26 protein-coding genes are annotated in these 26389 nt (G+C 63.8%); 17 read left to right on the top strand and 9 right to left on the bottom strand.

Annotated features, from left to right (window positions below; genetic code table 11):
• Position 1 precedes the first annotated feature (1 nt).
• From ACSQ3L_RS10445 to ACSQ3L_RS10380, 14 genes are all read left to right on the top strand, one after another.
• Positions 2 to 628, top strand: coding sequence for a hypothetical protein (locus ACSQ3L_RS10445; protein WP_436159869.1), 627 nt, complete (start codon positions 2 to 4; stop codon positions 626 to 628).
• On the top strand, positions 625 to 1974 hold the full coding sequence (locus ACSQ3L_RS10440) for a MotB family protein (RefSeq protein WP_436159868.1): 1350 nt from the start codon (positions 625 to 627) through the stop codon (positions 1972 to 1974). The genes ACSQ3L_RS10445 and ACSQ3L_RS10440 overlap by 4 nt, the downstream gene beginning before the upstream one ends.
• Positions 1971 to 3350, top strand: a complete 1380-nt coding sequence (locus tag ACSQ3L_RS10435) for a chemotaxis protein MotC (protein ID WP_436159867.1) — start codon at positions 1971 to 1973, stop codon at positions 3348 to 3350. The genes ACSQ3L_RS10440 and ACSQ3L_RS10435 overlap by 4 nt, the downstream gene beginning before the upstream one ends.
• Entirely contained in the window at positions 3347 to 4744 is a 1398-nt protein-coding gene (gene fliK, locus ACSQ3L_RS10430; RefSeq protein WP_436159866.1) for a flagellar hook-length control protein FliK, read from the top strand. The genes ACSQ3L_RS10435 and fliK overlap by 4 nt, the downstream gene beginning before the upstream one ends.
• Positions 4674 to 5261 carry a transglycosylase SLT domain-containing protein gene (locus tag ACSQ3L_RS10425; RefSeq protein WP_436159865.1) on the top strand — a complete coding sequence of 196 codons (588 nt, stop codon included), beginning with the start codon at positions 4674 to 4676 and terminating at the stop codon, positions 5259 to 5261. The genes fliK and ACSQ3L_RS10425 overlap by 71 nt, the downstream gene beginning before the upstream one ends.
• Before the next feature lie 223 nt (positions 5262 to 5484).
• On the top strand, positions 5485 to 6153 hold the full coding sequence (locus ACSQ3L_RS10420) for a response regulator transcription factor (RefSeq protein WP_013529780.1): 669 nt from the start codon (positions 5485 to 5487) through the stop codon (positions 6151 to 6153).
• A gap of 79 nt (positions 6154 to 6232) precedes the next feature.
• Positions 6233 to 7495 carry a flagellar hook protein FlgE gene (locus ACSQ3L_RS10415; protein WP_436159864.1) on the top strand — a complete coding sequence of 421 codons (1263 nt, stop codon included), beginning with the start codon at positions 6233 to 6235 and terminating at the stop codon, positions 7493 to 7495.
• A 27-nt stretch (positions 7496 to 7522) separates the two neighbouring features.
• Positions 7523 to 8974 carry a flagellar hook-associated protein FlgK gene (flgK, locus tag ACSQ3L_RS10410; protein WP_436159863.1) on the top strand — a complete coding sequence of 484 codons (1452 nt, stop codon included), beginning with the start codon at positions 7523 to 7525 and terminating at the stop codon, positions 8972 to 8974.
• A 3-nt stretch (positions 8975 to 8977) separates the two neighbouring features.
• Positions 8978 to 10021: a flagellar hook-associated family protein gene (locus ACSQ3L_RS10405; RefSeq protein ID WP_436159862.1), complete on the top strand. Its 1044-nt coding sequence runs from the start codon at positions 8978 to 8980 to the stop codon at positions 10019 to 10021.
• A 31-nt stretch (positions 10022 to 10052) separates the two neighbouring features.
• Positions 10053 to 10400: a flagellar biosynthesis regulator FlaF gene (gene flaF, locus ACSQ3L_RS10400; RefSeq protein WP_436159861.1), complete on the top strand. Its 348-nt coding sequence runs from the start codon at positions 10053 to 10055 to the stop codon at positions 10398 to 10400.
• Positions 10397 to 10837, top strand: a complete 441-nt coding sequence (flbT, locus tag ACSQ3L_RS10395) for a flagellar biosynthesis repressor FlbT (protein ID WP_436159860.1) — start codon at positions 10397 to 10399, stop codon at positions 10835 to 10837. The genes flaF and flbT overlap by 4 nt, the downstream gene beginning before the upstream one ends.
• Positions 10837 to 11244 (top strand): flagellar hook assembly protein FlgD, encoded by a 408-nt coding sequence (gene flgD, locus ACSQ3L_RS10390; protein WP_436159859.1) that lies wholly within the window; start codon positions 10837 to 10839, stop codon positions 11242 to 11244. Before flbT ends, flgD begins: the two co-directional genes overlap by 1 nt.
• Positions 11245 to 11266: 22 nt before the next feature.
• Positions 11267 to 11533, top strand: coding sequence for a flagellar biosynthesis protein FliQ (gene fliQ, locus ACSQ3L_RS10385; protein WP_095084529.1), 267 nt, complete (start codon positions 11267 to 11269; stop codon positions 11531 to 11533).
• A gap of 242 nt (positions 11534 to 11775) precedes the next feature.
• The gene (locus tag ACSQ3L_RS10380) at positions 11776 to 13419 is read left to right on the top strand and encodes an MFS transporter (RefSeq protein ID WP_436159858.1); all 1644 of its coding nucleotides are present in this window, start codon (positions 11776 to 11778) and stop codon (positions 13417 to 13419) included.
• A 10-nt stretch (positions 13420 to 13429) separates the two neighbouring features.
• On the opposite strand, the gene ACSQ3L_RS10375 is transcribed toward ACSQ3L_RS10380, so the two are convergent.
• Positions 13430 to 15244, bottom strand: a complete 1815-nt coding sequence (locus ACSQ3L_RS10375) for a chloride channel protein (protein ID WP_436163407.1) — start codon at positions 15242 to 15244, stop codon at positions 13430 to 13432.
• Between the two features lie 115 nt (positions 15245 to 15359).
• Positions 15360 to 15659, bottom strand: coding sequence for a putative quinol monooxygenase (locus tag ACSQ3L_RS10370; RefSeq protein ID WP_436159857.1), 300 nt, complete (start codon positions 15657 to 15659; stop codon positions 15360 to 15362).
• Positions 15660 to 15781: 122 nt separating this feature from the next.
• Between ACSQ3L_RS10370 and flhA the strand changes: the two genes are divergently transcribed.
• From flhA to ACSQ3L_RS10355, 3 genes are read left to right on the top strand one after another with little or no spacing between them, the layout of a single operon-like run.
• A complete protein-coding gene (gene flhA / locus ACSQ3L_RS10365; RefSeq protein WP_436159856.1) occupies positions 15782 to 17869 on the top strand; it encodes a flagellar biosynthesis protein FlhA in 2088 nt (695 codons plus the stop codon).
• Positions 17866 to 18618 (top strand): flagellar biosynthetic protein FliR, encoded by a 753-nt coding sequence (gene fliR / locus ACSQ3L_RS10360; RefSeq protein ID WP_436159855.1) that lies wholly within the window; start codon positions 17866 to 17868, stop codon positions 18616 to 18618. Before flhA ends, fliR begins: the two co-directional genes overlap by 4 nt.
• 2 nt (positions 18619 to 18620) lie before the next feature.
• Positions 18621 to 19004, top strand: a complete 384-nt coding sequence (locus tag ACSQ3L_RS10355) for a hypothetical protein (protein WP_436159854.1) — start codon at positions 18621 to 18623, stop codon at positions 19002 to 19004.
• Positions 19005 to 19135: 131 nt separating this feature from the next.
• Here the strand turns inward: ACSQ3L_RS10355 and ACSQ3L_RS10350 are convergent, their stop codons facing one another.
• The 7 genes from ACSQ3L_RS10350 to dgoD all read right to left on the bottom strand — a co-directional run bounded on the left by ACSQ3L_RS10350 (position 19136) and on the right by dgoD (position 26357).
• On the bottom strand, positions 19136 to 19978 hold the full coding sequence (locus ACSQ3L_RS10350; RefSeq protein ID WP_436159853.1) for an aldose 1-epimerase: 843 nt from the start codon (positions 19976 to 19978) through the stop codon (positions 19136 to 19138).
• Between the two features lie 16 nt (positions 19979 to 19994).
• Positions 19995 to 20795 carry a FadR/GntR family transcriptional regulator gene (locus ACSQ3L_RS10345; protein WP_436159852.1) on the bottom strand — a complete coding sequence of 267 codons (801 nt, stop codon included), beginning with the start codon at positions 20793 to 20795 and terminating at the stop codon, positions 19995 to 19997.
• Positions 20796 to 20797: 2 nt separating this feature from the next.
• Positions 20798 to 21799, bottom strand: a complete 1002-nt coding sequence (locus ACSQ3L_RS10340; protein WP_378982846.1) for an ABC transporter permease — start codon at positions 21797 to 21799, stop codon at positions 20798 to 20800.
• On the bottom strand, positions 21796 to 23316 hold the full coding sequence (locus ACSQ3L_RS10335; protein ID WP_436159851.1) for a sugar ABC transporter ATP-binding protein: 1521 nt from the start codon (positions 23314 to 23316) through the stop codon (positions 21796 to 21798). Before ACSQ3L_RS10335 ends, ACSQ3L_RS10340 begins: the two co-directional genes overlap by 4 nt.
• A 77-nt stretch (positions 23317 to 23393) precedes the next feature.
• On the bottom strand, positions 23394 to 24377 hold the full coding sequence (locus tag ACSQ3L_RS10330) for a substrate-binding domain-containing protein (RefSeq protein WP_436159850.1): 984 nt from the start codon (positions 24375 to 24377) through the stop codon (positions 23394 to 23396).
• 25 nt (positions 24378 to 24402) lie between these two features.
• The gene (locus ACSQ3L_RS10325) at positions 24403 to 25179 is read right to left on the bottom strand and encodes an SDR family oxidoreductase (RefSeq protein ID WP_436159849.1); all 777 of its coding nucleotides are present in this window, start codon (positions 25177 to 25179) and stop codon (positions 24403 to 24405) included.
• Between the two features lie 5 nt (positions 25180 to 25184).
• Complete coding sequence (gene dgoD / locus ACSQ3L_RS10320) at positions 25185 to 26357, bottom strand: galactonate dehydratase (RefSeq protein ID WP_378982856.1); 1173 nt, start codon at positions 26355 to 26357, stop codon at positions 25185 to 25187.
• Positions 26358 to 26389: the final 32 nt, after the last annotated feature.

Genomic DNA, 26389 nt, shown 5'->3' with positions numbered 1-26389 from the left:
CATGTCCTCCGCAGCCCTCTTTGACCTTCTGCCCGATTTCGACACCCGCGCGCAACGTGCCGGCCAGGCTCGGGCAACGGTCGATCCCAAACGCCAACCCGAGGCGCCTGCGCCGCAAGCCGACATCGGCACGCTGATCGCCGAAGCGGTTGTCCAGGCCGAAGCGGCGCTCGAGGCACGCCTGTCGATCGCGCATGAAGCCGCGCTCGAAGCCGAACGCCGCGCCAATGCCGAGGAAGCAAGAGTATTTCTCGAAAGCCTCGGCGACGATGTCGGCAAGGCGGTCTCGTTGCGCATCGATGCCATGGAGGTGCGCGTGACAGGGCTTATCGCCGCCACGGTCGCTCGCATCATCGGCGGCATCGTCAGCGACGATCTGCAGAAACGCTCGATCGAGGTACTCGCCAGCGCGATACGCGAGGCGGTCGGCGATGCCGAAGCGGTGCGCATCGCGGTGCGCGGCCCGCTCTCGCTGTTCGAAACACTAAAGGCATCGCTCGGACCTCGCGCCGCCAATCTCGACTTCGTCGAGGCACCAGGCTTCGATCTCACCGTCGCCATCGACGAGGCGGTGTTCGAGACGCGCATGGCCGAATGGTCGACGACCCTCTCCGAGGTCCTGGCATGAGCGTCGCCGAGGCCGGACCCCACGAAATCATCATCGTGCGGCGTGGTCATGACGACCATGACGAGGCCCATCATGGTGGTGTCTGGAAGATCGCTTTCGCCGATTTCATGACGGCCATGATGTGCTTCTTCCTGGTCATGTGGCTGATCAACGCCGCCAACGAGCAGACCAAGGCAGCCGTCGCCAGCTATTTCAACCCGGTCAAGCTGGTCGACCGCAATTCGAGCCGCAAGGGCCTGGAGGACCTCGGCGACGGTCCGCGCGCGATCGGAACGACGGCCGACAATCCGAAGAAGGCGACCAGCAAGGCCGGCCAGGACGGTGATGGCTCGGCGGACCGCAAGCAGGACAAGCAAGAACTCCCGCAGGCGGAACACTCCGACGAGCATCTGTTCGCCGATCCTTACGCGGTGCTTTCGGAAATCGCCACCGACACCGGCGTCATGCAGAACGTCAGCCAGAAGGGTGATGGCGGCGCGCAGACCGCCGGCCCGGCGACGGGCGCCTCCGGCGGCGCCTCCTATCGCGATCCCTTCGAACCGGATTTCTGGTCGCAGCAGGTGGCGGCGCCCGCCGCCGAAGCCAGCGCCGAGCGCACCAGGATCGAGGGCGATCCGATCAAGCCTGGCGACAAGACCGCCGAAACACAAGTGCTCAAAGTCAAAGCCGTACCCCCCGTCGCCGCCGCACCGCTCGAGCCGCTGGCCAAGGACGCGACAGGCAAGCAGTCCGCGAACCCCGCCACGATAACGGCCAAGGCCGTCGATACCAAGCCAAGCGAGATCAAACCGGGCGACACCAAAGCCGCGGACGCAGCCAAGACCGAGCCCGAGGCGCAAAAGGTTGCTATGCCCGACACCGGCGAAAAGGCACCGACCGCCGCCGCCGTCAAGGCCGCGGCCGACGTCAAGCAGCAGTTGGCCGATGCCTTCAAGCCCGGCGACAAGCTGCATGACGGCGTCTCGGTGGAAGCCACCGACAAGGGCGTCGTCATCTCGATCACCGACCAGCTCGACTTCGGCATGTTCGAGGTCGGCTCGGCGCTGCCGAGACGCGAACTGGTGCTGGCGATGGAGAAGATCGGCCGCATCGTCAACAGCCAGAAAGGCACCATCAGCATCAACGGCCACACCGACGCACGCCCGTTTCGCAGCGACAGCTACGACAATTGGCGGCTTTCGACGGCGCGCGCGCATTCCGCCTACTACATGCTCGTGCGCGGCGGCGTCGACGAACGCCGCATCACCGAGGTCGCCGGCTTCGCCGATCGCCAGCCGAAGGTAGCAGCAGACCCATTGGCGGCCGCGAACCGCCGCATTGAAATCCTGATGGCGACCGGCGGATGAGGCGAGCGGCCGTCACCAGCCGGTTGATTGTCCTGTTGCTGCTGGCTGGTGGACATCCGTCGGCCGGCTTCGCCCAGGATGGACTGCAGCCGTATCAGCTGGTGCGCTCGCTGCAGCTCGTCCAGGACCGCATTGCCGCCGGCGATCATGCCGCGCTGCCGATGCAGGCCAAGCTGCTGGAGATGGCGGATGCGCGCCTGCGCACGGCGGATGCCGAGGACTACAAGGATCCCAAGAACTTTCGCGCCCTGCTTGTCTACGGCATGAGCGGCGGCAACCCGGTGACTGTCGAGGCCGCCACATCGCGCGCCACGACGGACCCGCAAAGCCTTGCCCTGGCCAAGGGCGTGATCGACTACCTCAACGGCCGGCCCGGTGAGGCGATCGAAGCGCTGAAGCCGATCGATCCCATGGCGCTGCCTCCCGATCTCGGCGCTTTCCTTGCCCTGGTCAAAGGCTCGCTGCTTGCCGGCGATCAGCCGGCGGCCGCACTCGGGCTGCTCGATGAGGCAAGATTGCTCAGCCCCGGCACGCTGGTCGAGGAAGCCGCACTTCGCCGTTCGGTCGGCATTGCCGTCGCGCAAGGCGACGCGGCGCGCTTTGCGCTTGCCTCCACCCAGTATGTCGAGCGCTACCTCTATTCGCCCTATGCCAGCCAGTTCGCCGACTCCTTCGTCTCCGGCGTCATCGCGCTGCACATGTCGATCAGCCAGGACAAGCTGGCCGACATCACCTCGATGATGGATTCCGAGCGCGAGAAGGTGATCTATCTGCGCATCGCCCGCCGCGCCGCGATCGACGGCCTGAACGATCTGTCGGCCTTCGCTTCGGCGCGAGCCGAGCAGGGCCGCGACGGCAACACCAACCAGGACGATCCACGCGCCCTGCTTTACGCCAGCCTTTCCACCGTCACCTCGGGCACCATCGAGGACGTTCGCGCCAAGCTTGGCAAGATCGACCGCACCAGGCTCTCGGAAGGCGACCGCGCCTTGCTCGACGCCGCGCAGGCCATAGCCGGCGAAGTCGTCGCGCCGCCCGCCGCCCTTCCCGAGGGAAAGCCTGCTCCTGCTGCGGCCGCGCAGCCACCGATGCCCGACATCGCCAAGGCGCAAGGCGCCGATGACAGCGGACTGCCACCGGTCGAAGGCGCGATCTCGGAGCAACCGGCCGTCACCGCGGCCTCCGGCGAACCAGCCACCAATGCGCCGGACACAGCGGCGGGTGCTGCCACATCCGTCGACGCAGCGTCTGTCATGCCGGTCTCGGCGTCGCCCGCGGCCGGTCCCGAAGCCACCGATCCGACCGACGCAGCCATGACCAGAACACGTCGACAGCTCGACCTGATCGACCAGATGCTTGGAGCCGCCCCCAGATGACCACCAGCCTCGGCTCGGCCCTGCCAGGATTTGCCGCCGTGCGCGGAACGCCGGAGCAATCGGCGGCGAACGCAAAGAATGATGATTCCGGCTTCGGCAAGATGCTGCGCGGCGATGCTAGTCCTGCCCGCCCGGAACGGCAGCCGTCGACCGAGATGGGAACGCGCGACAAGCGCTGGGGTAAACTCGCCGCCGGGCATGGCGGCAAGGCCGAACCGGCATTGGCTGCTCCCGGAAAGACCGTCTCGTTCAAAGCGCCGACGGTGAAAATCGGCAAGGATGACCTGGGAGCACGAACGCACAAGGACGATGCCGACGCCGAAGAGACGGCGCCGGACGCCGATGCCGCGCCGCTTCAGGACGACCTGTCGTTGCTGATCGCGTTGCATGACTTGCGCCATTTCTCGACGTCGGCCAAGGCGGCCGGGCGCGACGCGGGACCTGGCGAGAGCCCGTCTGACCCGGCGCTCGAAGGGCAGGCTCCGCTGCCGAAGACCTACCGGTCAAAATCCTCGGGCGGACGCGAAGCTCTCGAAACCATGTCGAAGCCGGAGCAGGCTTCGATCGTCGACGGGCCTTTGACCGAACTTGACGGCAAGTTCGCAACCGCTGCCGGCACTGCCTCGAATGCGCTGAAACGAGACAGCACGGTGGCGGCGGCCCAGTTGCCGGACGCACCGGCTGCCGACGTGCCCGGCGTGCAGCCGAAGCACACCGCGCCGACGATGAGGAGTATCGGGGATGTCCAATCCTCGATGCGGCCCGAAGTCGGAAAACAGTCCCTGTCTGCTGCGCGCATCGACGTGGTGTCCGAACAGAGCTTCCCCGCGCCGCCGCAAAATCCCATCAGCCAGGCAGCCCTCAATGTCATCAACGCTGTAGCCGCCGATAGCGGCCCGCAAAACGCGCCTTCAGCCTCATCCGTGGCCGCCCAGCTGGCCAGCCCTGTTGCCGTTGCGACACATGTGTTGAAGATCGAGCTTCACCCCGCCGAACTCGGCATGGTGACGGCCCATCTTCGCCTCTCCGGAGAACAACTTTCGATTGAGTTGAAACCCGAAACGCACGACGCCCACCGTCGGCTGTCCGCCGACAGCGAGGCCATCGTCAAGTCGCTGCGGGGGCTCGGCTTCGAGGTTGACAAGGTCACAATCCTACAACCCTCGGTAGCAATTCCCTCCACAACCCGCACCGATGCAACCGCCCCCTTGCCGGCGGCGTCAGACCGCGACCCGTCATCGTTCCAACCTGGAAACCCGGGTGGCGGCAATGGCGGGGCGGGCGGTCAGCAACCGGGCCAGCAATCCGCAGGGAACCGCAACGATGACGCGCAGGATTACGGCCGTGGCACTTCGCCTTCTCGCGAGCGCGCTGGCGGCGATATCTTTATCTAACGTGGCAGGCGCTGCCGCAGCCGCGGCCAACCCTTGCGAGCCGGAGATCCTGCGCGCCGCCGATCGCTATGGCGTGCCCGCCGGCATCCTCTATGCCGTTGGCTTGACGGAGACCGGCAACAAGGGGAGCCTTCAACCCAACGCCTTGAATATAGAGGGAAAAGCGGTCTTCCCGAGGAGCCGGACCGAGGCCCTTGCCGCCTTCGCCAATGCCCGTCGCGAGGGCAAGACGCTGATCGATCTGGGCTGCATGCAGATCAACCACCACTACCACGCATCGCATTTCCGCAGCGTCGAGGACATGCTCGATCCACGCCAGAACGTCGACTATGCGGCGCGCTTCCTGGCCAGTCTCCATGCCCGGCACGAGACCTGGTCGATGGCTGTCGCCCGCTATCATGCCGGCCCCGACAACGACCCGGCGCAGAAGATCTATGTCTGCCGTGTCATTGCCAACATGGTCGCCACCGGCTTTGGAAAATGGACCGCGAACGCCCGCGGCTTCTGCAACCCGTAAGCGTATTTCCTGCGTCCAATGGGCCAAGCGTGCAAACCAGATTTGTCGCTTTGACTTGGTCCGATCTTGCCTCGGAAAGCATATCTGGCCGCGCGCTAATGCAACCGATGCGATTCCAGACTCCCAAGAAACTAGCTACAAGAAATGACGGTTGTTCAGGATTCTCGCCAGCGGATACGCCTCTCCTCACGGGGCAAATGATTTGATTCGGAAGGCGGGGCCGATGATTGTGATCGTTGACGAGCGCGAGCTCGTAACAGAGGGATACAATTCACTTTTCGATCGTGAGGGCATCGCCTGTGCGGGCTTTGCATCCGGCGAATTCGGTGAGTGGGTGAATTCGGCCGCCGACACCGATCTGCGCTCGGTCAGGGCCTTCCTCATCGGCGATTGCCGTGAAGGCTCCATCTCTCCGCGCCAGATCCGCGACCGCACCGGCGCCCCGGTCATCGCACTCAGCGAACAGCATTCCTTGGAGAACACGCTGCGGTTGTTCGAGAGCGGCGTCGACGACGTCATTCGCAAGCCCGTCCATATCAGGGAGATCCTGGCCCGCATCACCGCCATCCGCCGCCGCGCCCAGGAGGATGTCGCCTACACCGAGATCGGCGCCATGCGCATCTTCATGGACGGTCGCGACCCCGAGATCGACGGTCAGCCCCTGCCCCTGCCGCGCCGTGAGCGCCGCATCCTCGAATATTTGGCAAGCAATCGCGGTCGCCGCGTCACCAAGACCCAGGTTTTCAACGCCATCTACGGCATCTTCGACGAAGAGGTCGAGGAGAACGTGGTGGAAAGCCACATCAGCAAACTGCGCAAGAAGCTGCGCGAGAAGCTGGGCACCGACCCGATCGATTCCAAGCGTTTCCTCGGCTACCGGCTCGTCTTCTGATGCAGCGCCGCGCCAGCCTCGCGCAAGAAAACACGCGTAGCCTCGTAGCCAGTGGCATGGACACAGCGGAGACGTTTCGATGAGCCTCTACGGAATGATGCGGACCGGCGTTTCCGGCATGAACGCGCAGGCAAACCGCCTGTCGACGGTCGCCGACAACATCGCCAATTCCGACACCACCGGCTACAAGCGGTCCTCCGCCGAATTCTCGACGCTGGTCATGCCCTCGACCGGCGGCGCCTACAATTCCGGCGGCGTCACCACGACGATCCGTCAGGCGGTCAGCGATCCGGGCGTGCTTCAGTACACGACCTCGGTCTCCGACCTTGCCGTCAGCGGCGATGGCTTCTTTGTCGTTCAGGATCCGAGCGGTACGCCCTACCTGACCCGCGCCGGCGCCTTCGTTCCCGATGGCCAGGGCAGGCTGGTCAACTCGGCCGGCTTCCAGCTGATGGCCTACAGCTACGAAAATGGCGTGCCGGCAGCGACGGTGAACGGTTTCGAGGGATTGGTCCCGGTTGTCATCTCCGACCAGGGAATGACCGCAACGCCGAGCACCCAAGGTAGCTATGCCGGCAACCTGCCGGCAGGCGCGACACCAGTCACGGTCGTCGCCAACCTGCCCGCCGCCAACGGCGCGAGCGCGCAGTACACGTCGAAATCCTCCATGGTTGCCTATGACAACCTCGGCAACAAGAAGCTGCTCGACGTCTATTTCACAAACACCGGCGCCGGCACCTGGCAAGTAGCGGTCTTCGATCAGTCGAAGGCCACTCCTGGAACATCGTTTCCCTACACCGCCGGCGGCTTGCTGGGCTCGGCCAATCTGACTTTTGACACCACCACCGGCAAGCTCACCGGCACGCCCACCAGCGTTTCATTTACCGTTCCGAACGGCGCCACTCTGAAACTCGACCTGTCGGCACTGACCCAGCTCGGCACCGGCTTCACGGTTTCCGACGCCCAGGTCAACGGCAACGCGCCGAGCACCATCGACAAGGTCCAGATCAGCAAGGACGGCACCATCTACGCCCAGTACAAGGACGGCTCCACCAAGCCGCTCTACAAGATTCCGCTCGCCGACGTGCAGAGCCCGGACCAGCTCGCCGCACTGCCCGGCAACGTCTACTCGCAGGGCACCGATTCCGGCGCGGTTCGTGTCGGCTTTGCCAATGAAGGCAAGCTCGGCTCCATCATCTCCGGCGCGCTCGAGAATTCCAACGTCGATATCGCCGAAGAACTGACCAACATGATCGCGGCGCAGCGCAGCTACACCGCCAATTCGAAAGTCTTCCAGACCGGTTCCGATCTGATGGACGTCCTTGTCAACCTGAAGAGATAAGACGGGCGCCGCCCGCGAAAGACCCGCATGTCACTGTCTACCGCATTGAGTATCGCCCAGTCGGCGCTTATGAACACCGCGCGACAGACCAGCGTTGTCTCGCGCAACGTCGCCGACGCCTCCAATCCGGATTACTCGCGCCGCCAGGCCGTCGTCACCAGCACGGCGCCGGGCGCGCGTTCGGTTGATATCCAGCGCGCCACCAACGAGCTTTTGTTCCGCCAGAACCTCGCCGCGCTGTCGGCCTGGAGCGGCCAGAACGCGCTCTACAGCGGCATGGATCAGCTGGGTGTTGCGGTCAATGGCGTCGACGATGCGTCCTCGCCCTCGACCGCGATTGCCAACCTGCAGCAGGCGCTGCAGCTCTATGCCACCTCGCCGTCGAACCAGAACCTCGGCGCCTCCGTCATCGACGCCGCCAAGCAGGTCGTGCGCTCGCTGAATGAAGGCTCCAAGGCCGTCCAGGATTTCCGCACCCAGACCGACGGCCAGATCGCCACGGCCGTCGACGATCTGAACTCGCTGCTCAGCCAGTTCCAGGATGCCAACACGGCCGTCATGTCCGGAACCCGTTCCGGCACCGATGTTTCCGATGCGCTAGACCAGCGCGACGCGCTTTTGAAGAAGATCTCGAACTATGTCCCGGTGTCGACCTTCACGCGTGGCGACAATGACATGGTCATCACAACCGGCGACGGCACAACGCTGTTCGAAACCATACCGCGTACGGTCACCTTCGCGGCGTCGGCTGGCTACACCGCGGGTGCCGCGGGCAATGCCGTCTATATCGACAATGTGCCGATCTCGGCGGGAGCCGGCGGCAACACCAGCGCCAGCGGCACGCTTGCCGGCCTGCTGCAATTGCGCGACGGCGTCGCCTCGACCATGCAGAGCCAGCTCGACGAGACCGCGCGTGGCCTGATCACCGCCTTTGCCGAGACCGCACCTTCGATGCCCAATGCTGCCGGCCTGTTCACCTGGTCGGGCGCGCCGGCCATCCCGGCCGCCGGCACGCTGGTCAACGGCCTTGCCGCGTCCATCAGCGTCAACGCGGCGATGAACCCGAGCACGGGAGGCAGCCCGACGCTGCTGCGCGACGGCGGCGCCAATGGCGCGGCCTATGTCGCCAACACCGGCGGTGCATCCTATTCCACGCTTCTGATTGCCTATGGCGACCGGCTCGACCAGCCGATGACTTTCGACCCCGCCGCCGGGATTTCGGCAACGTCCAGCGTTTCCGACTATGCGGCCAGTTCAATCGGCTGGTTCGAGGGCGTGCGCCAGCAGGCTTCGACCGCCTCCGACGCCAAGGAAGCGTTGGCATCGCGCAGCGCCGAGGCGCTGTCCAACGCGACCGGCGTCAATGTCGACCAGGAAATGTCGCTTCTGCTCGACCTCGAACACACATATCAGGCATCGGCCCGAATGATGAAAACCGTCGACGATATGATGGCAGCCTTGCTCAACGCGGTGGGATAAACCATGACTTCAGTCTCCTCAGCCGCAATATCGAATGCCATGCGCTCCCAGCAGATGCGCATGCAGGCCGAGCTGGTCAAAGCCACGAAAGAGTCCTCGACTGGCAGGGTCGCCGACGTCGGCCTGGCTCTCGGCGGGCGCACCACCCAGGCGGTCACCTTCCAGCGCGATCTCGACCGGCTCAACGTCATCATCGATTCCAACGGCCTGGTCGGCGCCCGGCTTTCCTCGACACAGACCTCACTTGGTCAGCTCTCCACGGCTGCGCAGGCCTTTTTGAAGGCCCTGACCACCGCTTCATCAAGCGATTCTTCCAACAGTCTCACCCAATCCTCCGGCAAGGCGACCATCCAGCAGCTGACCTCGATCCTCAACACCAGCGTCAATGGCGAATACCTGTTCGCCGGCACCAACACCGACGTCAAGCCGATCAACGACTTCACCGCCGCCGGCTCGCCCGCCAAGACGGCATTTGACGCAGCCTTCGTCGCCAATTTCGGCTTCACCCAGGACGATCCGCTCGCAGCCGACATCACCGCCGCCCAGATGGACGATTTCATCACCAATGACGTCGCGCCGCAGTTCACGGGCGCGGGTTGGCAAGGCAACTGGTCGAACGCCACCGACCAGCAGATCGTCAGCCGCATCGCCCTCAACGAAACCACGCCGACCTCGACCAGCGCCAACAGCATCGGCATCCAGAAGCTCGCCATGGCGGCAGCCATGGTCGGCAGCCTGATGTCCAGCAACATCAGCCAGGCCGCGAAGAATACGGTCGTCAGCCGTTCCACCTTGCTGGTCGGCGAGGCGTTAAGCGGCATTGGCCAGATTCAGTCGGAGACCGGCATCGTCCAGAAGCGGGTTTCCGATGCAAACGACCGGATGACGACGCAGGTCGACCTTTTCGAACGGCACATTCTCGATCTGGAAGCCGTCGATCCGGCCGAAGCCGCGACCCGCGTCGCCGACCTGACGCAGCATATCGAGACGTCCTTCGCGCTGACGGCACGCCTGCAGCAGCTCAGCCTGTTGAATTACCTGACCTGACAACGCTTAACGGAACGGTAGAGCCCCACCGATGTACCAATTCTCCTACGCCGACATCCAGAGCACCTCCGTTGCCGACGCGAAGGACCGCGAGCGGGAACTCCTGACGCGCTCGATCGACATGCTGGCGGCGGCGGCGGCGGCCGGCCTCGGTTCGATGGAGGCGATCGAAGCCCTGCATTTCACCAACCGCGTCTGGACCGCCTTCGTCGAGGATCTCGGCTCGAGCGACAACGCCCTGCCCAAGGAACTGCGCGCCAACCTCATTTCCATCGGCCTGTGGCTGCTGCGCGAGGCGGAGGACATCCGCCAGGGCCGCACCAACAATTTCGAAGGGCTGATCGAGGTGTCCCAGATCATCAGGGACGGCATTCAATGACCAACACGCTGAAGATATCGCTGAAGCCGAACGAGAAGATCTACATCAACGGCGCGGTCATCCGGGTCGACCGCAAGGTCACCGTCGAATTGATGAATGACGTCCAGTTCCTGCTCGAAAGCCATGTGATCCAGGCCGACGACGCCTCCACGCCGCTCAAGCAGCTGTATTTCATCCTGCAGGTCATGCTGATGAACCCGGTTGGCGCTGCCGCCGCGCGCGACATGTTCCGCCGTTCGCTGCCGCTGCTTTTGGCAAGCTTCGAGGACAGCCAGATCTGCGCCGCGCTGAAACAGATCGACCGCATGGTCGGCGAGGATCATATCTACGAGGCGCTGAAGGCAATCCGCGCGCTTTATCCGCTCGAACGCCGCGCGCTGGGCGGCAATGACGATGTTCCGGGTGCCGAGCGCCCGCTGGCTGTGGGAGCACGATGATGAACGTGGACATGACGACGACGATACCGGCCGGCGCCAACCAGGGCACCGCGTCGACTTCGAAGACAGCGGTCGACTACCAGTCTTTCCTGAAGCTTCTGATCGCCGAGATGAAGAACCAGGATCCAACCAAGCCGATGGACTCGACGCAGTATGTCGCCCAGCTCGCCACCTTCTCACAGGTCGAGCAATCGGTGCAGAGCAACACCAAGCTCGACCAGATCATGCAGTCCTCGGCGCTGTCGCAGGCCGACGCTCTGATCGGGCGCTCGATAACCTCCGCCGACGGCAAGACCACGGGCACCGTGGCGTCGGTCCGCCTCGCCAGCAGCGGTCTTATCGCCGTGCTGCAAAACGGCACCGAAGTCGCGGTCGGCGCGGGAGTTTCGGTCAAGGCCGCGAGCTGACGCTTCCGGCAGGGCAAGTCCCATGAACGAGGCCGACGCTCTCGACATCGTCCAGTACGCGGTGTGGACGGTGCTCACCGCGTCCGCCCCGGTGGTGCTGGTCGCCATGGCGGTCGGCATCGGCATCGCTCTCATCCAGGCGCTGACGCAGGTCCAGGAGATCACCTTGACCTTCGTGCCGAAGATCGTCGCCATCATGCTGGTGGTGGCGTTGACCGGCCCCTTCATCGGCAGCCAGATATCGGCCTTCACCAACGTCATCTTCGAGCGTATCCAGAACGGGTTCTGAGCCCGCTCCAGGAAGGTGTGCCGCGACATGCCGTCCGCAATTGCGCGAAGACGGGCACCCGCCAATTCCCAAGTGCCTCCGGGCGTGCCGGGAGACAGGGCGTGGACCGCCTCTATCTCCTTGTTGGACCATGAGCTTTTTCGAAAGCCATTCGCCCTTTGCGGCGCCATGCCCTACTTTCGGCAAATGATCTGAGCAAACGGATCATCCGACGAATCGGCACGACATGGCAGGAACCCCCGATGATTGACGAAAAGCCGGACAGCGAGAGCGTCTCGGCGCTGGCGCCCTTCCGGCACGGCATTTTTCGCGCCGTCTGGGGCGCAAGTCTCGTCTCGAATTTCGGTGGTCTGATCCAGGGCGTCGGCGCCGCCTGGATGATGACCACGATCGCCACCTCGCCCTATCAGGTGGCCCTGGTCCAGGCTTCGACCACCTTGCCGATCATGCTGTTTGCGCTTGTTGCCGGCGCCATCGCCGACAGTTTCGACCGGCGCAAGGTGATGCTGGTCGCCCAGATCTTCATGCTGGTCGTCTCGGTGTTGCTGACTCTGTTCACCTATTCCGGCCTGATCACGCCATGGACGCTGCTTGCCTTCACCTTCCTGATCGACAGCGGCACGGCGCTCAACAGCCCGTCATGGCAGGCCTCGGTCGGCGACATCGTGCCTCGCAACAAGGTGCCGGCCGCCGTGGCGCTCAACTCGATGGGCTTCAACCTGACGCGCAGCGTCGGTCCGGCGATCGGCGGCATCATCGTCGCCGCTGCCGGTGCGGCGGCCGCCTTCGCGGCCAACGCTGTGAGCTATGTCGGCCTGATCTTGGTGCTGGCGCGCTGGAAGCCGGACGTACCGGTATCAACCTTGCCGCGCGAGTCGCTGGGTGCCGCCATGGGCGCTGGCCTGCGCTATGTCGCCATGTCGCCCAACATCGGCAAGGTGCTGGTCAGGGGTGCGGCCTTCGGCTTCAGCGCCGGCGCTGTCTTGGCGCTGCTGCCGCTGGTGGCGCGCGATGTCGTCAAGGGCGATGCGCTGACCTATGGTATCATGCTCGGCGCCTTCGGCATCGGCGCGGTCGGCGGCGCCCTGATCAGCGTCAGGCTGCGGCAGCTGCTCTCCAGCGAGACCATGGTGCGCTGTGCATTCGCCGGCTTCGCCGTCTGCGCCTTCAATGCCGCCGTCAGCCATCATGCCTGGCAGACGTCGCTAGGCCTGCTTGTCGGCGGCGCCTGCTGGGTGATCGCGCTTTCGCATTTCAACGTCACGGTGCAGATGGCGACGCCGCGTTGGGTGGTCGGCCGGGTGCTGTCGGTCTACCAGACCGCGACCTTCGGCGGCATCGCGCTCGGCAGCTGGATCTGGGGTGTCGTCGCCGATGCGCATGGCGCTGAAACCGCGCTGATCGCCGCCAGCATCGCCATGCTGGCCGGCGGCGCCATCGGCCTGCTTTTGCCGCTGCCGCAACAGCAGGTGCTCAACCTCGACCCGCTCAATCGCTTCAGGGAACCGCACCTGGCGCTCGACCTCAAGCCGCGCAGCGGCCCCATCGCCATCATGATCGAGTATGTGATCCGGCAGGAGGACGTGTCGGAGTTCCTCGCCATCATGGCCGAACGCGGCCGCATCCGCCGCCGCGACGGCGCCCGCAACTGGACGCTAGCGCGCGACCTCGAAAATCCAGCGGTCTGGATCGAGCATTATCACACGCCGACCTGGATCGAATATATCAGGCACAATGGACGCATCACCCATGCCGACGCCGTCATCGGCGAGCGCCTGCGGGCGCTGCACAGCGGCGGCGAGCCGCCCCGCGTGCGGCGCATGATCGAGCGCCCGACGACCGCCGGCACGGCGCTTGTGATGGCCAAGGGACCGATCGAGCATTGACTCCGGGGGCCTACCCCTCGCCCGACAAATCCCTGCGCGCCTTGTCGAGTTCCTCGGCGTAGCGCCGCATCAGATGGCCTTCGGTCAAAAGCCCCAGCACGATGTGGTCGGTGAAATCCTCGACCACCGCGAGTTCTTCGGCGCCCGCGCGCTGGAACGTTTCGGCCGCGGCCTGCACGTTCATGCTGGGCACCAGCACCGCGTCCTTGTACTTGGCAAGATCGCGCACCGTCACCTCGCCGTCGGTGAGGTCGCTGTGCAGTTCGGCCACGATCAGCACGCCGACATAGTGATCGCCGGCATCGACGGCGATGACGCGCTGGGCCGAACCGAGCGGCACCTCCTTGCGGAAGGCCGCCAGAGTCGTCGCGGCATCGATGGTCTTGATGTCCTTGCGCATCATCGAGCCGACGGTGAGGCTGCGCATCCAGCCGACATCGTGGGCGCTACGGATGGTCTCGCCGCGCAGATGGAAGCGCCAGGTCGAGAACGAGTAGCCGAAGGTCTCGCGCACCAGGATCGCCGACATGATCGAGGCCGCCAGGACAACGCCGGTCAGGGTCAGGTCGCGGGTCGATTCCAGTGCCAGGAAGGTCATGGTCAGCGGGCCGCCGACGACACCGACAGCGAGCGACGTCATGCCGACGACGGCGGCAACGGCGGGGTCGATGCCGGTTGCCGGCGAGATGACAAGCATCACATCCGCAAACGCCTTGCCGAGCAGGGCGCCGAGGAACAGCGAGGCAAAGAACAATCCGCCGCGAAAGCCCGATCCCAGCGAGACCGCCGATGCCGCCAGCTTGAGCACGAAGACGCTGGCCACCACGGCCAGGCCGTAGTTCATCGAGAATTCGCGATGCAGCGCACCGTGGCCGCTGGACAGGACCTGCGGTGTGATCAGCCCCAACATGCCAACGATGACACCGCCAATGACGGGGCGCAGCGACGTATCGACCGACAGCCTGGCAAAGCCGCGCTCGATCAGCGTCACCAGATGCATGATGGCGATCGAGGCGGCACCGCCGAGCAGCCCGAGCAGCAGGAACGGCACGTATTGGCTTGGGGTAAGCGCCGGCAGGCCCGAAAGTTCGAGCGGAAACGGTACCCCGCCGAACATTTCTGCGGTCAGCGAAGCGCAAATCGCGGCGGTCATGACAGGCGCGACATTGGCGACCGAGTAGATGCCGATGACCAGTTCGAAGCCGTAGAAGGCACCGGTCAGCGGTGCATCGAAGGCGGCGGCGATGGCGCCCGCCGCACCGCAGCCGACCAGGATGCGAACATCGTTGCGGCGCAGCCTGAACATGCGCGCTAACCGCGAAGCCAGGCCCGAGCCGACCTGCGTGTAGCCGGCCTCCAGCCCGACCGAGGCGCCAAAGCCGCTGGAGATCATCGTCTGGCCGGCGATGATGAAGGTGTCGGTCAGCGACATGCGCCCGCCATAGAGCGCGTTGGCTTCGATCGGATCGATCGGCGTGCGGAATTTGCGTATCCGGAGCCAGATCACCGTCAGCCCAAGCAGGATGCCGCCGATCGCCGGGATCAGCGCCTGCATCGGGTTGGCGAGCGAGAACATGCCTGAAAGCCGGCCGCCGGGCTGGACGCCGAACAACAGCCCGTGGAGGTCCTGCACGATCTGGCTCATCGCCGTGACCAATATGCCCGCCATGACGCCGACGACGCCGGCCAGAATGACGACAACGATGCCGCGCGCCTCAAGCAGCGGCAGCGACCTGATCAGCACCGCGCGCAGCCGGCGGGCGTAGACTTGCGGTCGATTTCTGGGCGGTCGATTTCTGGAAAGCACTGGGCGGCTCGCCGACATCAGAAGAGGCAGTGGAAAGCCCGCCTGATACGCCCGGCGACACGGCATGGCAACCACGACAGACACCACATTGGCGACAGACAAGGCGCCATTGTGGCATCAACCGGCCGGCGGATCAGGTCGGCGTGGGCTCGCCGGCTTCATAGAGCACGAGGTTGCGCTCACCTATGCCAAGTGCCGGCCAGCTCGCACGCCAGTCCGCAATGTGCGGCGAGGCGAAATGCGCGTCCAACGCTGCCCTGTCGCTCCAGACTTCCGTGACCCGGATGAGCCCGGCATCGAAGACATCCTGCGCGTAGGAATATTCGAGACAGCCGGGCTCGGCGCGGCTGCCGGAAACCATGCGCTCCATTGCGGGCCGCGCCTCCTCGAGCTTGCCGGGCGGCACGCGGATCGTGCCGATGATCAGAAGCATGGGTTTTCCTTTCGAAGACGCATCTCAAGGCGCAGTAGCCAGTCTCCCACCCTCGCGCAAGCTTGGCGGGCTACCCTCATAGGGCTGTCGCGCGCTCGGCAGTTTATGGGTTTGAGGACGACATGGCGATCAGCGAAAGCATCCAGCCCGGCGCGGTGGCCAAAAATGGCCGCGACGTCTTCTTCGCCATCGGCATCGTCATCATCCTTGCAGTGCTGTTCCTGCCGATCCCGGCCTTTCTCATCGACATCGGCCTCGCTTTCTCGATCGCGCTGTCGGTGCTGATCCTGATGGTGGCGCTGTGGATCCAGCGGCCGCTCGATTTCTCGTCTTTCCCGACCGTTCTGCTCATCGCCACCATGCTGCGGCTGTCGCTCAACATCGCCACCACGCGCATGATCCTGTCGCACGGCAATGAGGGCACGCATGCGGCCGGCTACGTCATTGCCGGCTTCTCCAAGCTGGTGATGGCCAGCGACTTCGTCATCGGCCTCATCGTCTTCATGATCCTGATCGTGGTGAACTTCATCGTCATCACCAAGGGCGCCACCCGTATCGCCGAAGTCGGCGCGCGCTTCACCCTCGACGCCATTCCCGGCAAGCAGATGTCGATCGACGCCGATCTCTCCGCCGGCATGATCGATGACAAGACAGCACAGCTTCGCCGTCGCGAACTGGAGGAAGAGTCCTCCTTCTTCGGCTCGATGGACGGCGCCTCGAAATTCGTCCGCGGCGACGCCATCGCCGGCCTGATCATCACCGCCATCAATATCGTCGGCGGCATCGCCATCGGCTATATCAGGCACGGCATGGGCATGGGCGAAGCCGCCGATGTGTTCATCAAGCTCTCGGTCGGCGATGGTCTCGTCACCCAGATCCCGGCGCTGATCGTGTCGCTGGCCGCCGGCCTGCTCGTCTCCAAGGGCGGCACCCGCGGTTCGACCAACCAGGCGGTGTTCGGCCAGCTCGGCGCCCATCCGCGCGCCCTCTACGTGGCGGCATCGCTGCTCGTGCTGCTCGGCCTGATGCCCGGCCTGCCGCTGTTTCCGTTCTTCGCGCTCGCCGCCGGAATGGCCGGCCTCGGCTACGTCATCCCGATGCGCGCCAACCGCGTCCTCGCCGAAGCCGAGGCAATCAAGGACCAGGAAAAGGCAACCAAGGTCGAGGAGGAGAAGAACTCCGTCAAGGCCTCGCTCGCCACCGCCGAGATCGAGCTTTTGATCGGCAAGCAGCTGTCGACAAGGCTGCTGACGTCGCATCAGGAACTGGTTTTCCGCATGGGCAAGATGCGCAAGAAATTCGCCACCCAGTATGGCTTCGTCGTGCCGGAAGTGCGTGTCGCCGACGATTTCGCCATCCCGCCGAAGAGCTACCAGATCAAGGTGCACGGCACCGTGGTCGCCGAATACCAGATGCGCGTCGGCGAGATCATGGTGCTGCTCGGCAACCGCGACATACCCGAAATACCCGGTGAGGAAATCCGCGAGCCGGCCTTCGGCATGCGCGCCTATTCCGTGGTCGAAGCCTTCGCCGAGGATCTGAAACGGGAAAACTACACTTTCGCCGACAACATGTCGGTGCTGCTCACCCATCTCTCCGAGGTGATCCGCAACAACCTGCCGCAGCTTCTGTCCTACAAGGACATGAAGGCGCTGCTCGAACGGCAGGACCAGGAATACCGCAAACTCGCCGACGAGATCTGCACCACGCACATCTCCTATCCCGGCCTGCAGGCGGTGCTGAAGCTGCTGCTTGCCGAACGGGTCTCGATCCGCAATCTGCACCTGATCATCGAGGCGATCGCCGAGATCGCGCCGCATGTGCGCCGCACCGAGCAGATCGTCGAGCATGTCCGCATCCGCATGGCCCAGCAGATCTGCGGCGACCTCTCCGAGGGCGGCGTGCTGAAGGTGCTGCGCCTCGGCAACCGCTGGGACCTCGCCTTCCACCAGAGCCTCAAGCGCGACGCCAAGGGCGAGGTGCGCGAGTTCGACATCGACCCGCGCCAGCTCGAGGAATTCGGCCAGGACGCCACCAAGGCGATCAAGAAACATCTCGAAGCCGGTGAGCGTTTCGTCCTCGTCACCGCGCCCGACGCCCGCCCCTATGTGCGCATGATCATCGAGCGGCTGTTCACCACGCTGCCGGTGCTCAGCCACGTCGAAATCGCCAAGGGCGTCGAGATCAGGGTGCTCGGAACCATATCGTGAGCGTGCTTTCGCAAGGCGTCGTCATCGCGGCGTTCCTCGCCTTCTGCCGCATCGGCGCCTGCTTCATGCTGATGCCCGGCCTGTCCAGCGCCCGCATTCCGGTCCAGATCAGGCTGTTCGTCGCGGTCGCCGCAACCGGCGGCCTGCTCGCCTTCCTGTGGGACAAGATCTTTCCCTTCGTCGATCCGCGCCCGCAGATCCTGGTGCCGATGATCGTCTCGGAACTTCTGGTCGGCGGCCTGATCGGCGCCATGACCAGGCTTTACATGGAAGCCTTGCGCTTCATTGGCTCGGCCATCGCCATGCTGATCGGCTATGGCGGCACCGGCGGGCCGGCGATCGAGGAGCCCGAACCCCAGGCGGCCCTTGCCGCCATCATCTCGTTCTCGGCGCTGCTGATGCTGTTCGTCTTCGATTTCGACCACGAGATCATACGCGCGCTGGTGTCGTCCTACACGGTCGCGCCGGTCAACATCTTCTTCAACCCGCAGGCGGCACTGGTCGATGTCACCGACACGGTCTCGGACACCTTCTTCCTGGTCATCCGCCTCGGCAGCCCGTTTGTCGCTTATGCCATTCTCGTCAATCTGACGATCGGCTTCGTCAACAAGCTGACCCCGCAGATCCCGATCTATTTCATCTCGCAGCCCTTCATCATCGCCGGCGGCATGATCATCTTCTATTTCGCCGTCGGCACCATGCTGTCGCTGTTCGTCGACGGCTTTGTCGACCTGACATTGGCAAGATAGAAATGAGCACGCGCAAGGACCGCCTGAAAAAACTGGTCAAGGTACAGGAACAGCTGAAGGCGCTGCACGAAACCCGCCACGCCACCTTCCTGGCCGCGGCCAGTGCCGCCGAGACCGAAGCCAGGGAACTGGTCGGCCATTTCGACCGGGCCGATTCGCTTTCCGCCCTGTTTCCCGATCTCTACCACCGCCGCATTGCCCAAGCGGTCGTGCGCCAGGAGGCGAACCTGGCAAGCGCGAAACAGGAAGCCAGCCTCATCGCCGCCGCCACCGCCCGCACCAATATGGTCGAGCGCGCCTACAAGGACGTGCGTAACCGCGACGAGCGCCAACGCTCCGACCGCGAGCGGCTGGATTTGATCGCGCAGAAGCGGGGGGAGGAGTAGCGGGGGGAGTTCTGCTTATGACCCGAAGGTCATTTGCGGACAGCGCGACGTGAACGACCGCTATGCGCCGGATGTCGGTAGTAGGGTTTTTGTCGATTCCTGAAAGCAGACATCGCCGGTGAGTGGTCGCTCTATATGACAGTGAAGCTGCAATCGGCCACCAAGCTCTCGCCAGGGCTAAGCACCGACAATCCGTTCCATTTGTCGACCGAACCGCGGTTGTGGGCATCTACGACATGGCTGACCGGTTCGAAACAGACGAAGTCGCTCGCCTGCGATGGCGAATAGACCAGATAGAAGTTCAAGACCGGGGACGCTTCTATCCTGAGGCCGCAATTTTGCTCTGGCCAACGTATGGAAGCAACGCCGTCCCAGCCGGCAAAGGCATTGTTGATCCAACCGCTCGGCAAGGCGGCCGGCGTGGCGAAATCCCAATCGGGACGGGTTTCTACATCCTCGAACCTGTCGGGGAGATGGCTGGGCAGTTCGAGGCAAACCTGCGACGCCGGGGCGTGAAGCGTTGTCAGGGCGGTTCTTGGGAACCAGGGATGGATGCCAAGCCCGAACGGCAGCCTGACCGGCGCGCTGTTGACGATCAGAAGCTGCAGTTCGAGCGCCTGTCCGGTCAGTGCGTAGGTCGCCTCGGCGCGATACCGGTATGGGCCGGGTCCGTCGCTGACGAGCGACAGCCTGGCTTTGTCCGGCGCCAAGCTGTCGACCTCCCACTCCTGCGAAAATCCGTTGCCGTGAATGGGGAACGGCTCGCCGGTAACGTTGGCAAGCAATTCGTGGAATTTGTGCTCGAAGATGAATCCGCCCCCAGAGATCCTGTTTGACCACGGCAAAAGCAGATTGCAGGCAAGATCGAACGGGTTCCCGCTGCCGCCGTTCGGCCATGGTCTGAAGAGCGGCACGCGGCCGTAGTTGAAACGCGCCAGTCCCGCCCCAAGCGACGGAACGATTTCGGCGGACAAGTCTCCGCTTCGAATTTCAACAGTCTGGATCATCAAGGCGAGCCGGCATTTGGGCACGTCGGCCTTTGCGAGCCACGGCAAGAAGGTCATTCGACGCGATCCCGATGAGCGCTTTCATCTGGTCGTGAGCGTCGTCGACCCTGCGCATTCGGATTGCCTCCAGCACATCGCCATGCGCGCTGAGTGTCTGCTGATAGTTGGCGGTGGCCGATGTGGTCAATCGGAAGGAGAAGCTCAGCGCGGCGGCAAGCATGTTGCCGAGATTGGCGAAAACCGGGTTACGGCTGGCGCGAAGGATGGCCGTATGAAACCTGACGTCGGCATCAAGGCAGGCAGCGAGGTCGTCCTCCGGAGCGATACGCATGGCCTCATAGGCCGCTTCGATCACCGCGAGATCGCCCGAGGTCGCCATCATGGCGGCAAGCTGGGCGGCAGCCGGCTCGATCACCAGCCGCGCCTCGATCAAGCCGCGGACGAAATCGAGATCAGGCTCGATATCGCGCATCCATTCGAGAACCTGCGCATCCAGCCTGTTCCATTCGCTCGACACGCGCACGCGGGTCCCGGCCCGCTTGCGCGCCTCGATCAGCCCTTTGGCCGAAAGCGTCAGAAGCGCATCGCGAAGCGCGGTGCGGCTGGCGCCGTAGATGACGCACAGTTCGGCTTCCGTCGGCAGGACCTCGTGCTGTGCGTATGTGCCTGCAAGGATACGCTGCCCGAGATCGCGGGCGATGCGATCCTTGAGCGACGACGTGCCGCTGCCCCCAGCAGAAAGCTCCTGCTTGCCTTGATCAATCGAAGCGGCGGCCGCGTCCATCGTCATGTCCTGTTCAAATGATACTCGGCAATTACGACAGCCAGTATCAGGAGCGAGCCCTTGGCAAGCAATTGATAGAATGTTGGCACCGACGTCAGTATCATTCCGTTGTTGAGCACGCCAATGATGGCGACGCCGAGCAGTGCGCCGACAATCGTTCCCTTGCCGCCCTGCAAGGCACAGCCACCCAACACCGCAGCCGTGATGGCCTCGAGTTCCAGGCCTTGGGATCCCGACACGGGCTGACCCGAACCGGTGCGGGCGGCCAGCAGAATCCCGGCCAATCCGGCGGCAACGCCACTCATGATGTAGATGCCGACGCGGTAGCGGTTGATGTTTATGCCGGAGAAGCGGGCGACAACGGGATTGCCGCCCAGCGCATAGATGTTGCGGCCGACGATCGAGCGCGCCAGGAACAGATGGAACACGATCGCGGTCAGCACAAGAATCCAGATCAGCAGCGGCAGGCCGAGGATCCGTCCGATGCCTATGAACCGGAACGTGTCGCTGAAGATTGCGATCGACTGGCCGTCGGACATGATGAAAGCGATGCCGCGGAAGATCGCCATCGTGCCGAGCGTGGCGATGACCGCATTGACCCGCCCGTATGTGATGATGATGCCGTTGACGAGACCGGCGAGACCGCCAAGCACAAGGCCGGCAACGATACCGGCCGCGGGCGACCCGGTCGCCTGGATGGCCATCGCCGTCGATACGGTGGTCAGGCCGACAATGGCGCCGACGGCGATATCGAGACCGCCGGCGACAATGACCACGGTCTGGCTCATTGCCAGCACGCCGAGGATAGTAATGCCGAGGCCGATGTTGAGCAGGTTTCGGCTGGAGAAGAAAACGTCGCCGCGTAGCGAGCCGAAGATGACAATGAGAATGGCCAGCGCGACCAAAAGGCTGATATTGTGAACGCCGACGCGTTCCACAACACGCGAGGAAGCGCCCCTGGCGTCCGTCTGCACTTTCGATGCGCGAAGCTCGAGGCTGTTCATTGGATGTGGTCTCCGAGCACTGGTGCGGATTGCGGCATGGCGTGTTTGAGGATCGTCGCCTCGTCGATGTCGGGGCGGGAAAGTTCGGCCGTGATCCGGCCTCCCGCCATGACCATAACCCTGTCGGCGAGCCCGATCAGTTCCGGCATTTCAGAAGAAATCAGGATGATGCCGATGCCGCTCGCCGCCAGTTCATCGATCAGCCGATAGATTTCCGCTTTGGCGCCGATATCGATGCCGCGGGTCGGTTCGTCGAGGATGAGCAGCATCGGCTGCCGGGCAAGCCAGCGCGCCAGAACGACCTTCTGCTGGTTGCCGCCCGACAGTTTCGAAACCTGCTCGTCAAGGTTGGGTGCCTTGATCGACATCTTGGCTGCCAGCGGCGAGACAATCTCCAGCGCCTTGCGCCGGTTGAAGAAACCGAAGCTCGACGTCTTGTCGGGCACGCAAAGCGCGGCGTTGTCGAGAATGCTTCGAAACAGGAGCAGCGCCTCGTGCTTGCGGTCTTCCGGGGCAAAACCGATGCCCGCGACGATCGCCGCGTGCGGACTGTTGGGGGGAACGGACACGCCATTCATCGCTATGGTACCAGCGAGGCGCCGATCATAGCCGACAATCGCCTTTGCCAGTTCGGATCGGCCCGCGCCCATGAGGCCGGCGATGCCGACCACTTCACCACGGCGAATCTTGAGGCTGACATCGCTGACGCGGTCGGTGGTCAAGCCCACCACGTCCAGCAACGGCTCTCCTGACCGCCACGTCTCGCGGGTGAACAGATCTGCAATGTCGCGCCCGACCATGAGCTTGGCTATGCCCTGTTCGCTGGCGCCTGCCGCCGGCGAATCGTTGACCAGCCGACCGTCGCGCAAAACGACAATGCGGTCCGCCAGGTCGATGATCTCGTTCAGCCGGTGAGAGATGTAGACGATCGACGTGCCCTCTTCGCGCAATCGGCGGATCACTGAAAACAGGCGTCGCGCTTCGTCATCGGTCAGCGACGATGTCGGCTCGTCGAATGCGATCAGCCGACCGCCGGCACGGATGGCGCGCATGATCTCGATCATCTGGCGTTGCGCCGGACCGAGCGTGCTGCAGAGTTGCCGCGGCCGCATGTCCTTCTGCATGCCAAAGGTCGCAAGCACCCGGTCGGTCTGCTCCTCGAGCTTGCGCCAGTCGAGCAGCACGCCTGCCAGCCGCGGCAGTTCGCCGACGAAAATGTTCTCAGCCACCGTCAAGTTGGGAACGATCTCCGGCTCCTGATGGATGACGCGTATCCCAGCCCTGTGGCTGTCGCGCGGTTCGCCGAAAACGATCGGCGTTGAACCGTGCCGCACTGTGCCGCTGTCCGGCCCGAACACACCCTCGAGAATGCGCATCATCGTCGATTTGCCGGCCCCGTTCTCGCCGACCAGAGCGAGCACCTCGCCTTGCCGGAAGGCAATCGAGACGTTGTCGAGCGCTTGCACGACGCCGAAGCGCTTCGATATCCCGTCGAGCGAGAAGAATTCCGATTGCATCAAAGCTCACTCCCGAAGATCGATCCGTACGACTGGAGAGCGTCATGCGCCTTGGGGCGCATGACGCATAACCCGGTTCAGTGGCAGAGCTTGGCTTTGTAGTCCGATGCAAAATTATCGGCAGTGATGTATTCCGGGTCGGTGAAAGACTGAACCGGCAGCTTCGTTCCATCCTTGATTGAGGCCAGCAGGATCTTCACCGCCAGCGCGCCATGGTTTGCCGAATTGAGCCACATCGTACCACGGAATGCCGAAGGCTTTCCCGATCCGAAGGCCTCACAGGCGCGGCTGCCGTCAATGCCGATGCCCATGCCCTGGTCTGGGGTATAGCCGGCGTTCTCCAATGCCCGCGCCCCGCCCAGCACGCCATCATCATTGCAGGAATAAAAGATCCAGTTCGTGACGCTGGGATTGGCCGTCAGTGTGGTGGTCATGACGTCGATGGCGTTGACCATCGTGTTGTCGTAGGGGACGCGAACGATGTTTGCCGGCTTGAAATCGGGCACCGCCTTCAGGAACGCTTCTTCGGCACCCTTGTTGCGCTGCATGCAGGTATCGGCCTTGCGATCCTCGATCGAGGCGATACGCACCTCCTTGCCGGCCCAGCCGTCGGACTTGTAGAGTTTGGCCAGCTCTTCGCCCACCCGCGCACCAATATTGTAGGCATTCATGCCGACATAGGGGACCTGGGTGCCGTCCTGATAGTAGATGTCGTCGTCGACCGCCACCAGGGGGATTTTCGCCGCTTTGGCCTTCTCGGCGATGACCGGTCCCAGTGCCTTGTCGGGAACGACGATTGCGATGCCCTTGACGCCATCGCCGACCATCGTATCGAAGGTGGTGATCGTCAGGTTGGCATCGAACTGGACGTCCTGTGACACGAAGGTGGCGCCGGCCGTCTCAGCCGCTTTCTTGGCGCCGCCAACTTCGGCGACGAACCATGGATGGTCACCCATCTTGTTGATGTAGCCTATCTTGATGTCGTCGGCGCTTGCCGCGCCACCCATCAGTCCGGCGGTCAATATTGCAAATGTTGCGAGAGCCTTTGTCGTCGTTTTCATATGGATCCTCCCTGAGAACTGCTTTTCAGTCGTGGTAGAGAACCGAGCGTCCACCATCGATGGTGATTGTCTCGGCATTGATGAACGGCGCTTCGTCCGAAGCGAGGAAAACCGCCGTCATTGCAACCTCGTCCGGCCGGCCAATGCGCTTGGGCGGATGAAGGTCGTAGGCCCGCCGCTTCTCCTCGGCGGGGTCTGGAAATGTGTTCCAATAGGCTTCAGCGATCGGCGTCTCGACATAGCCGGGGGCAATCGCGTTCACGCGGATGCCGCGCGCCGCATATTCGATGGCGAGGGAGCGCGTCAGGCCGACAAGCGCGTGCTTGGCGACCGGATAAGGGAATGTATGGGGAATGATCTTGAAAGCGTGGCAACTCGCTATGTTGACGATAGACCCCGAACCATTGGCCAGCATCGTCGGTAGAACTGCTCTGGCGCAGAACCACGCAGCCTGGAGGTCGAGTTTGAGGCAACGGTCCCATTCCTCATCCGGCATCAGCAACGGTTCGTGGAAGACGTTGGCGCCGGCATTGTTTACGAGAACGTCGACGCCGCCATAGGTCGCGATCGTCCGGGCGACCATGTCGGCGACCGCCGATGCGTCGGTGACATCGGTTTCGACGAAAAGGGCTTCGGCGCCCTGGGCACGCAACTCGTCGGCGATTGCGCTGCCGCTTGCCGTATTCAGCTCGGCGATGACAACCTTTGCCCCCTGCGCGGCAAAGGCCCGGGCGCTGGCGGCACCAATGCCTTGGCCGGCGCCCGTGACGATTGCGATCTTTCCCTGAAGCCTGCCTGTCATGGCGCTCACCAATCGACCACGGTGCCGTCGGGCATGACGGCGTTGCGGGCATGCAGTACTTCCTGCTTGAAGGGGTGGCGCGCGACGACATCCTCATTGACGGTGACGCCGAGGCCCGGCAGTTCGGGCACGTCCCAGCGGCCTGGTTTGCGCTGAATCGGCCAACTGACGACGTCGTCGTACCAGGCGACCGCGCCCGACATCTCTTCCTGGATGATGACGTTTGGGGTCGATACGCCGAAGTGAAGCGCAGCGACGCCAGCGATCGGGCCGAGCGGGTTGTGCGGCGCAAGACCGATGCCCGCCGTTTCCGCCAGAGCCGCGATCTTCTTGGTCTCGAGCAGACCGCCGGTATGGCAGATATCGGGCTGGGCGATGTTGAAGGCGCGCGCCGCGATCGAGTGCGCGAATTCGCGACGCCCGATCAGCCGCTCGCCGGACGCGATCGGCACAGTCGATCGCGCAGTGATATGCGCTAGGCCGGCCACATCTTCGGGCGGCACCGGTTCTTCGGCGAACATGATGCGGGCCGGCTCGATCGCCTTGAGGTAGTCCATCGCAGCGTTGACGGACGCCGGGCGACCATGAAAGTCGACCATGATGTCGATATCGGGACCGACGGCTTCGCGCAGCGCGCCAACCATATTGGCAACGGCGTCCACCGCCTTCGCGGGCGAGACGTAGTGGGTGTAGGGAATGCAGACGACCTTGACCGCGTCATAGCCTGCCTGCGTCACGATGCGTCCGCGTTCGACAATCGTGTCGGCGGATCCGGTCTCATAGACCGCCTTCATGTCTCCTAGGCCGAGGTGCGTGTAGGTGCGCAGATAGTCGCGAACCCGGCCGCCCAAAAGGCGCCAGACCGGGACACCCAATGACTTGCCCAGGATGTCCCAGAGCGCAATCTCAATGCCGCTGACTGCGGACATTCCCTCGACGCCAAGACGCCAGAAGCCGTGGCGCGTCAGAATCTGGTAGCAATGTTCTACATTGCGCGGATCCTGCCCGATGAGCAGTGCCTCCAGGTCCTGAAGGGCGCCGACGACGGCACGCGTCTTCCATTCCAGCGTTGCCTCCCCCCAGCCAAACAAACCGGGCTCGTCGGTTTCGACCCGCACGAAGACCCAATTGCGCATTTCCGCATTGCAGACCAACGCCTTGATGGCCGTAATTTTCATTGGTCCTCCCAGACAGGCCGTCTTTTTTCAAC

It is taken from the genome of Mesorhizobium sp. LjRoot246 (genome assembly GCF_964254115.1).
Taxonomy (GTDB): Bacteria; Pseudomonadota; Alphaproteobacteria; order Rhizobiales; family Rhizobiaceae; genus Mesorhizobium.
This window is presented reverse-complemented; position numbering and strand designations above follow the sequence as displayed.

Coding starts and splice junctions, on each gene's coding strand:
- ACSQ3L_RS10445 (WP_436159869.1), top strand. CDS start 2: ATGTCCTCCGCAGCCCTCTTTGACCTTCTGCCCGATTTCGACACCCGC.
- ACSQ3L_RS10440 (WP_436159868.1), top strand. CDS start 625: ATGAGCGTCGCCGAGGCCGGACCCCACGAAATCATCATCGTGCGGCGT.
- ACSQ3L_RS10435 (WP_436159867.1), top strand. CDS start 1,971: ATGAGGCGAGCGGCCGTCACCAGCCGGTTGATTGTCCTGTTGCTGCTG.
- fliK (WP_436159866.1), top strand. CDS start 3,347: ATGACCACCAGCCTCGGCTCGGCCCTGCCAGGATTTGCCGCCGTGCGC.
- ACSQ3L_RS10425 (WP_436159865.1), top strand. CDS start 4,674: ATGACGCGCAGGATTACGGCCGTGGCACTTCGCCTTCTCGCGAGCGCG.
- ACSQ3L_RS10420 (WP_013529780.1), top strand. CDS start 5,485: ATGATTGTGATCGTTGACGAGCGCGAGCTCGTAACAGAGGGATACAAT.
- ACSQ3L_RS10415 (WP_436159864.1), top strand. CDS start 6,233: ATGAGCCTCTACGGAATGATGCGGACCGGCGTTTCCGGCATGAACGCG.
- flgK (WP_436159863.1), top strand. CDS start 7,523: ATGTCACTGTCTACCGCATTGAGTATCGCCCAGTCGGCGCTTATGAAC.
- ACSQ3L_RS10405 (WP_436159862.1), top strand. CDS start 8,978: ATGACTTCAGTCTCCTCAGCCGCAATATCGAATGCCATGCGCTCCCAG.
- flaF (WP_436159861.1), top strand. CDS start 10,053: ATGTACCAATTCTCCTACGCCGACATCCAGAGCACCTCCGTTGCCGAC.
- flbT (WP_436159860.1), top strand. CDS start 10,397: ATGACCAACACGCTGAAGATATCGCTGAAGCCGAACGAGAAGATCTAC.
- flgD (WP_436159859.1), top strand. CDS start 10,837: ATGAACGTGGACATGACGACGACGATACCGGCCGGCGCCAACCAGGGC.
- fliQ (WP_095084529.1), top strand. CDS start 11,267: ATGAACGAGGCCGACGCTCTCGACATCGTCCAGTACGCGGTGTGGACG.
- ACSQ3L_RS10380 (WP_436159858.1), top strand. CDS start 11,776: ATGATTGACGAAAAGCCGGACAGCGAGAGCGTCTCGGCGCTGGCGCCC.
- ACSQ3L_RS10375 (WP_436163407.1), bottom strand. CDS start 15,244: ATGTCGGCGAGCCGCCCAGTGCTTTCCAGAAATCGACCGCCCAGAAAT.
- ACSQ3L_RS10370 (WP_436159857.1), bottom strand. CDS start 15,659: ATGCTTCTGATCATCGGCACGATCCGCGTGCCGCCCGGCAAGCTCGAG.
- flhA (WP_436159856.1), top strand. CDS start 15,782: ATGGCGATCAGCGAAAGCATCCAGCCCGGCGCGGTGGCCAAAAATGGC.
- ACSQ3L_RS10355 (WP_436159854.1), top strand. CDS start 18,621: ATGAGCACGCGCAAGGACCGCCTGAAAAAACTGGTCAAGGTACAGGAA.
- ACSQ3L_RS10345 (WP_436159852.1), bottom strand. CDS start 20,795: ATGGACGCGGCCGCCGCTTCGATTGATCAAGGCAAGCAGGAGCTTTCT.
- ACSQ3L_RS10340 (WP_378982846.1), bottom strand. CDS start 21,799: ATGAACAGCCTCGAGCTTCGCGCATCGAAAGTGCAGACGGACGCCAGG.
- ACSQ3L_RS10335 (WP_436159851.1), bottom strand. CDS start 23,316: ATGCAATCGGAATTCTTCTCGCTCGACGGGATATCGAAGCGCTTCGGC.
- ACSQ3L_RS10330 (WP_436159850.1), bottom strand. CDS start 24,377: ATGAAAACGACGACAAAGGCTCTCGCAACATTTGCAATATTGACCGCC.
- ACSQ3L_RS10325 (WP_436159849.1), bottom strand. CDS start 25,179: ATGACAGGCAGGCTTCAGGGAAAGATCGCAATCGTCACGGGCGCCGGC.
- dgoD (WP_378982856.1), bottom strand. CDS start 26,357: ATGAAAATTACGGCCATCAAGGCGTTGGTCTGCAATGCGGAAATGCGC.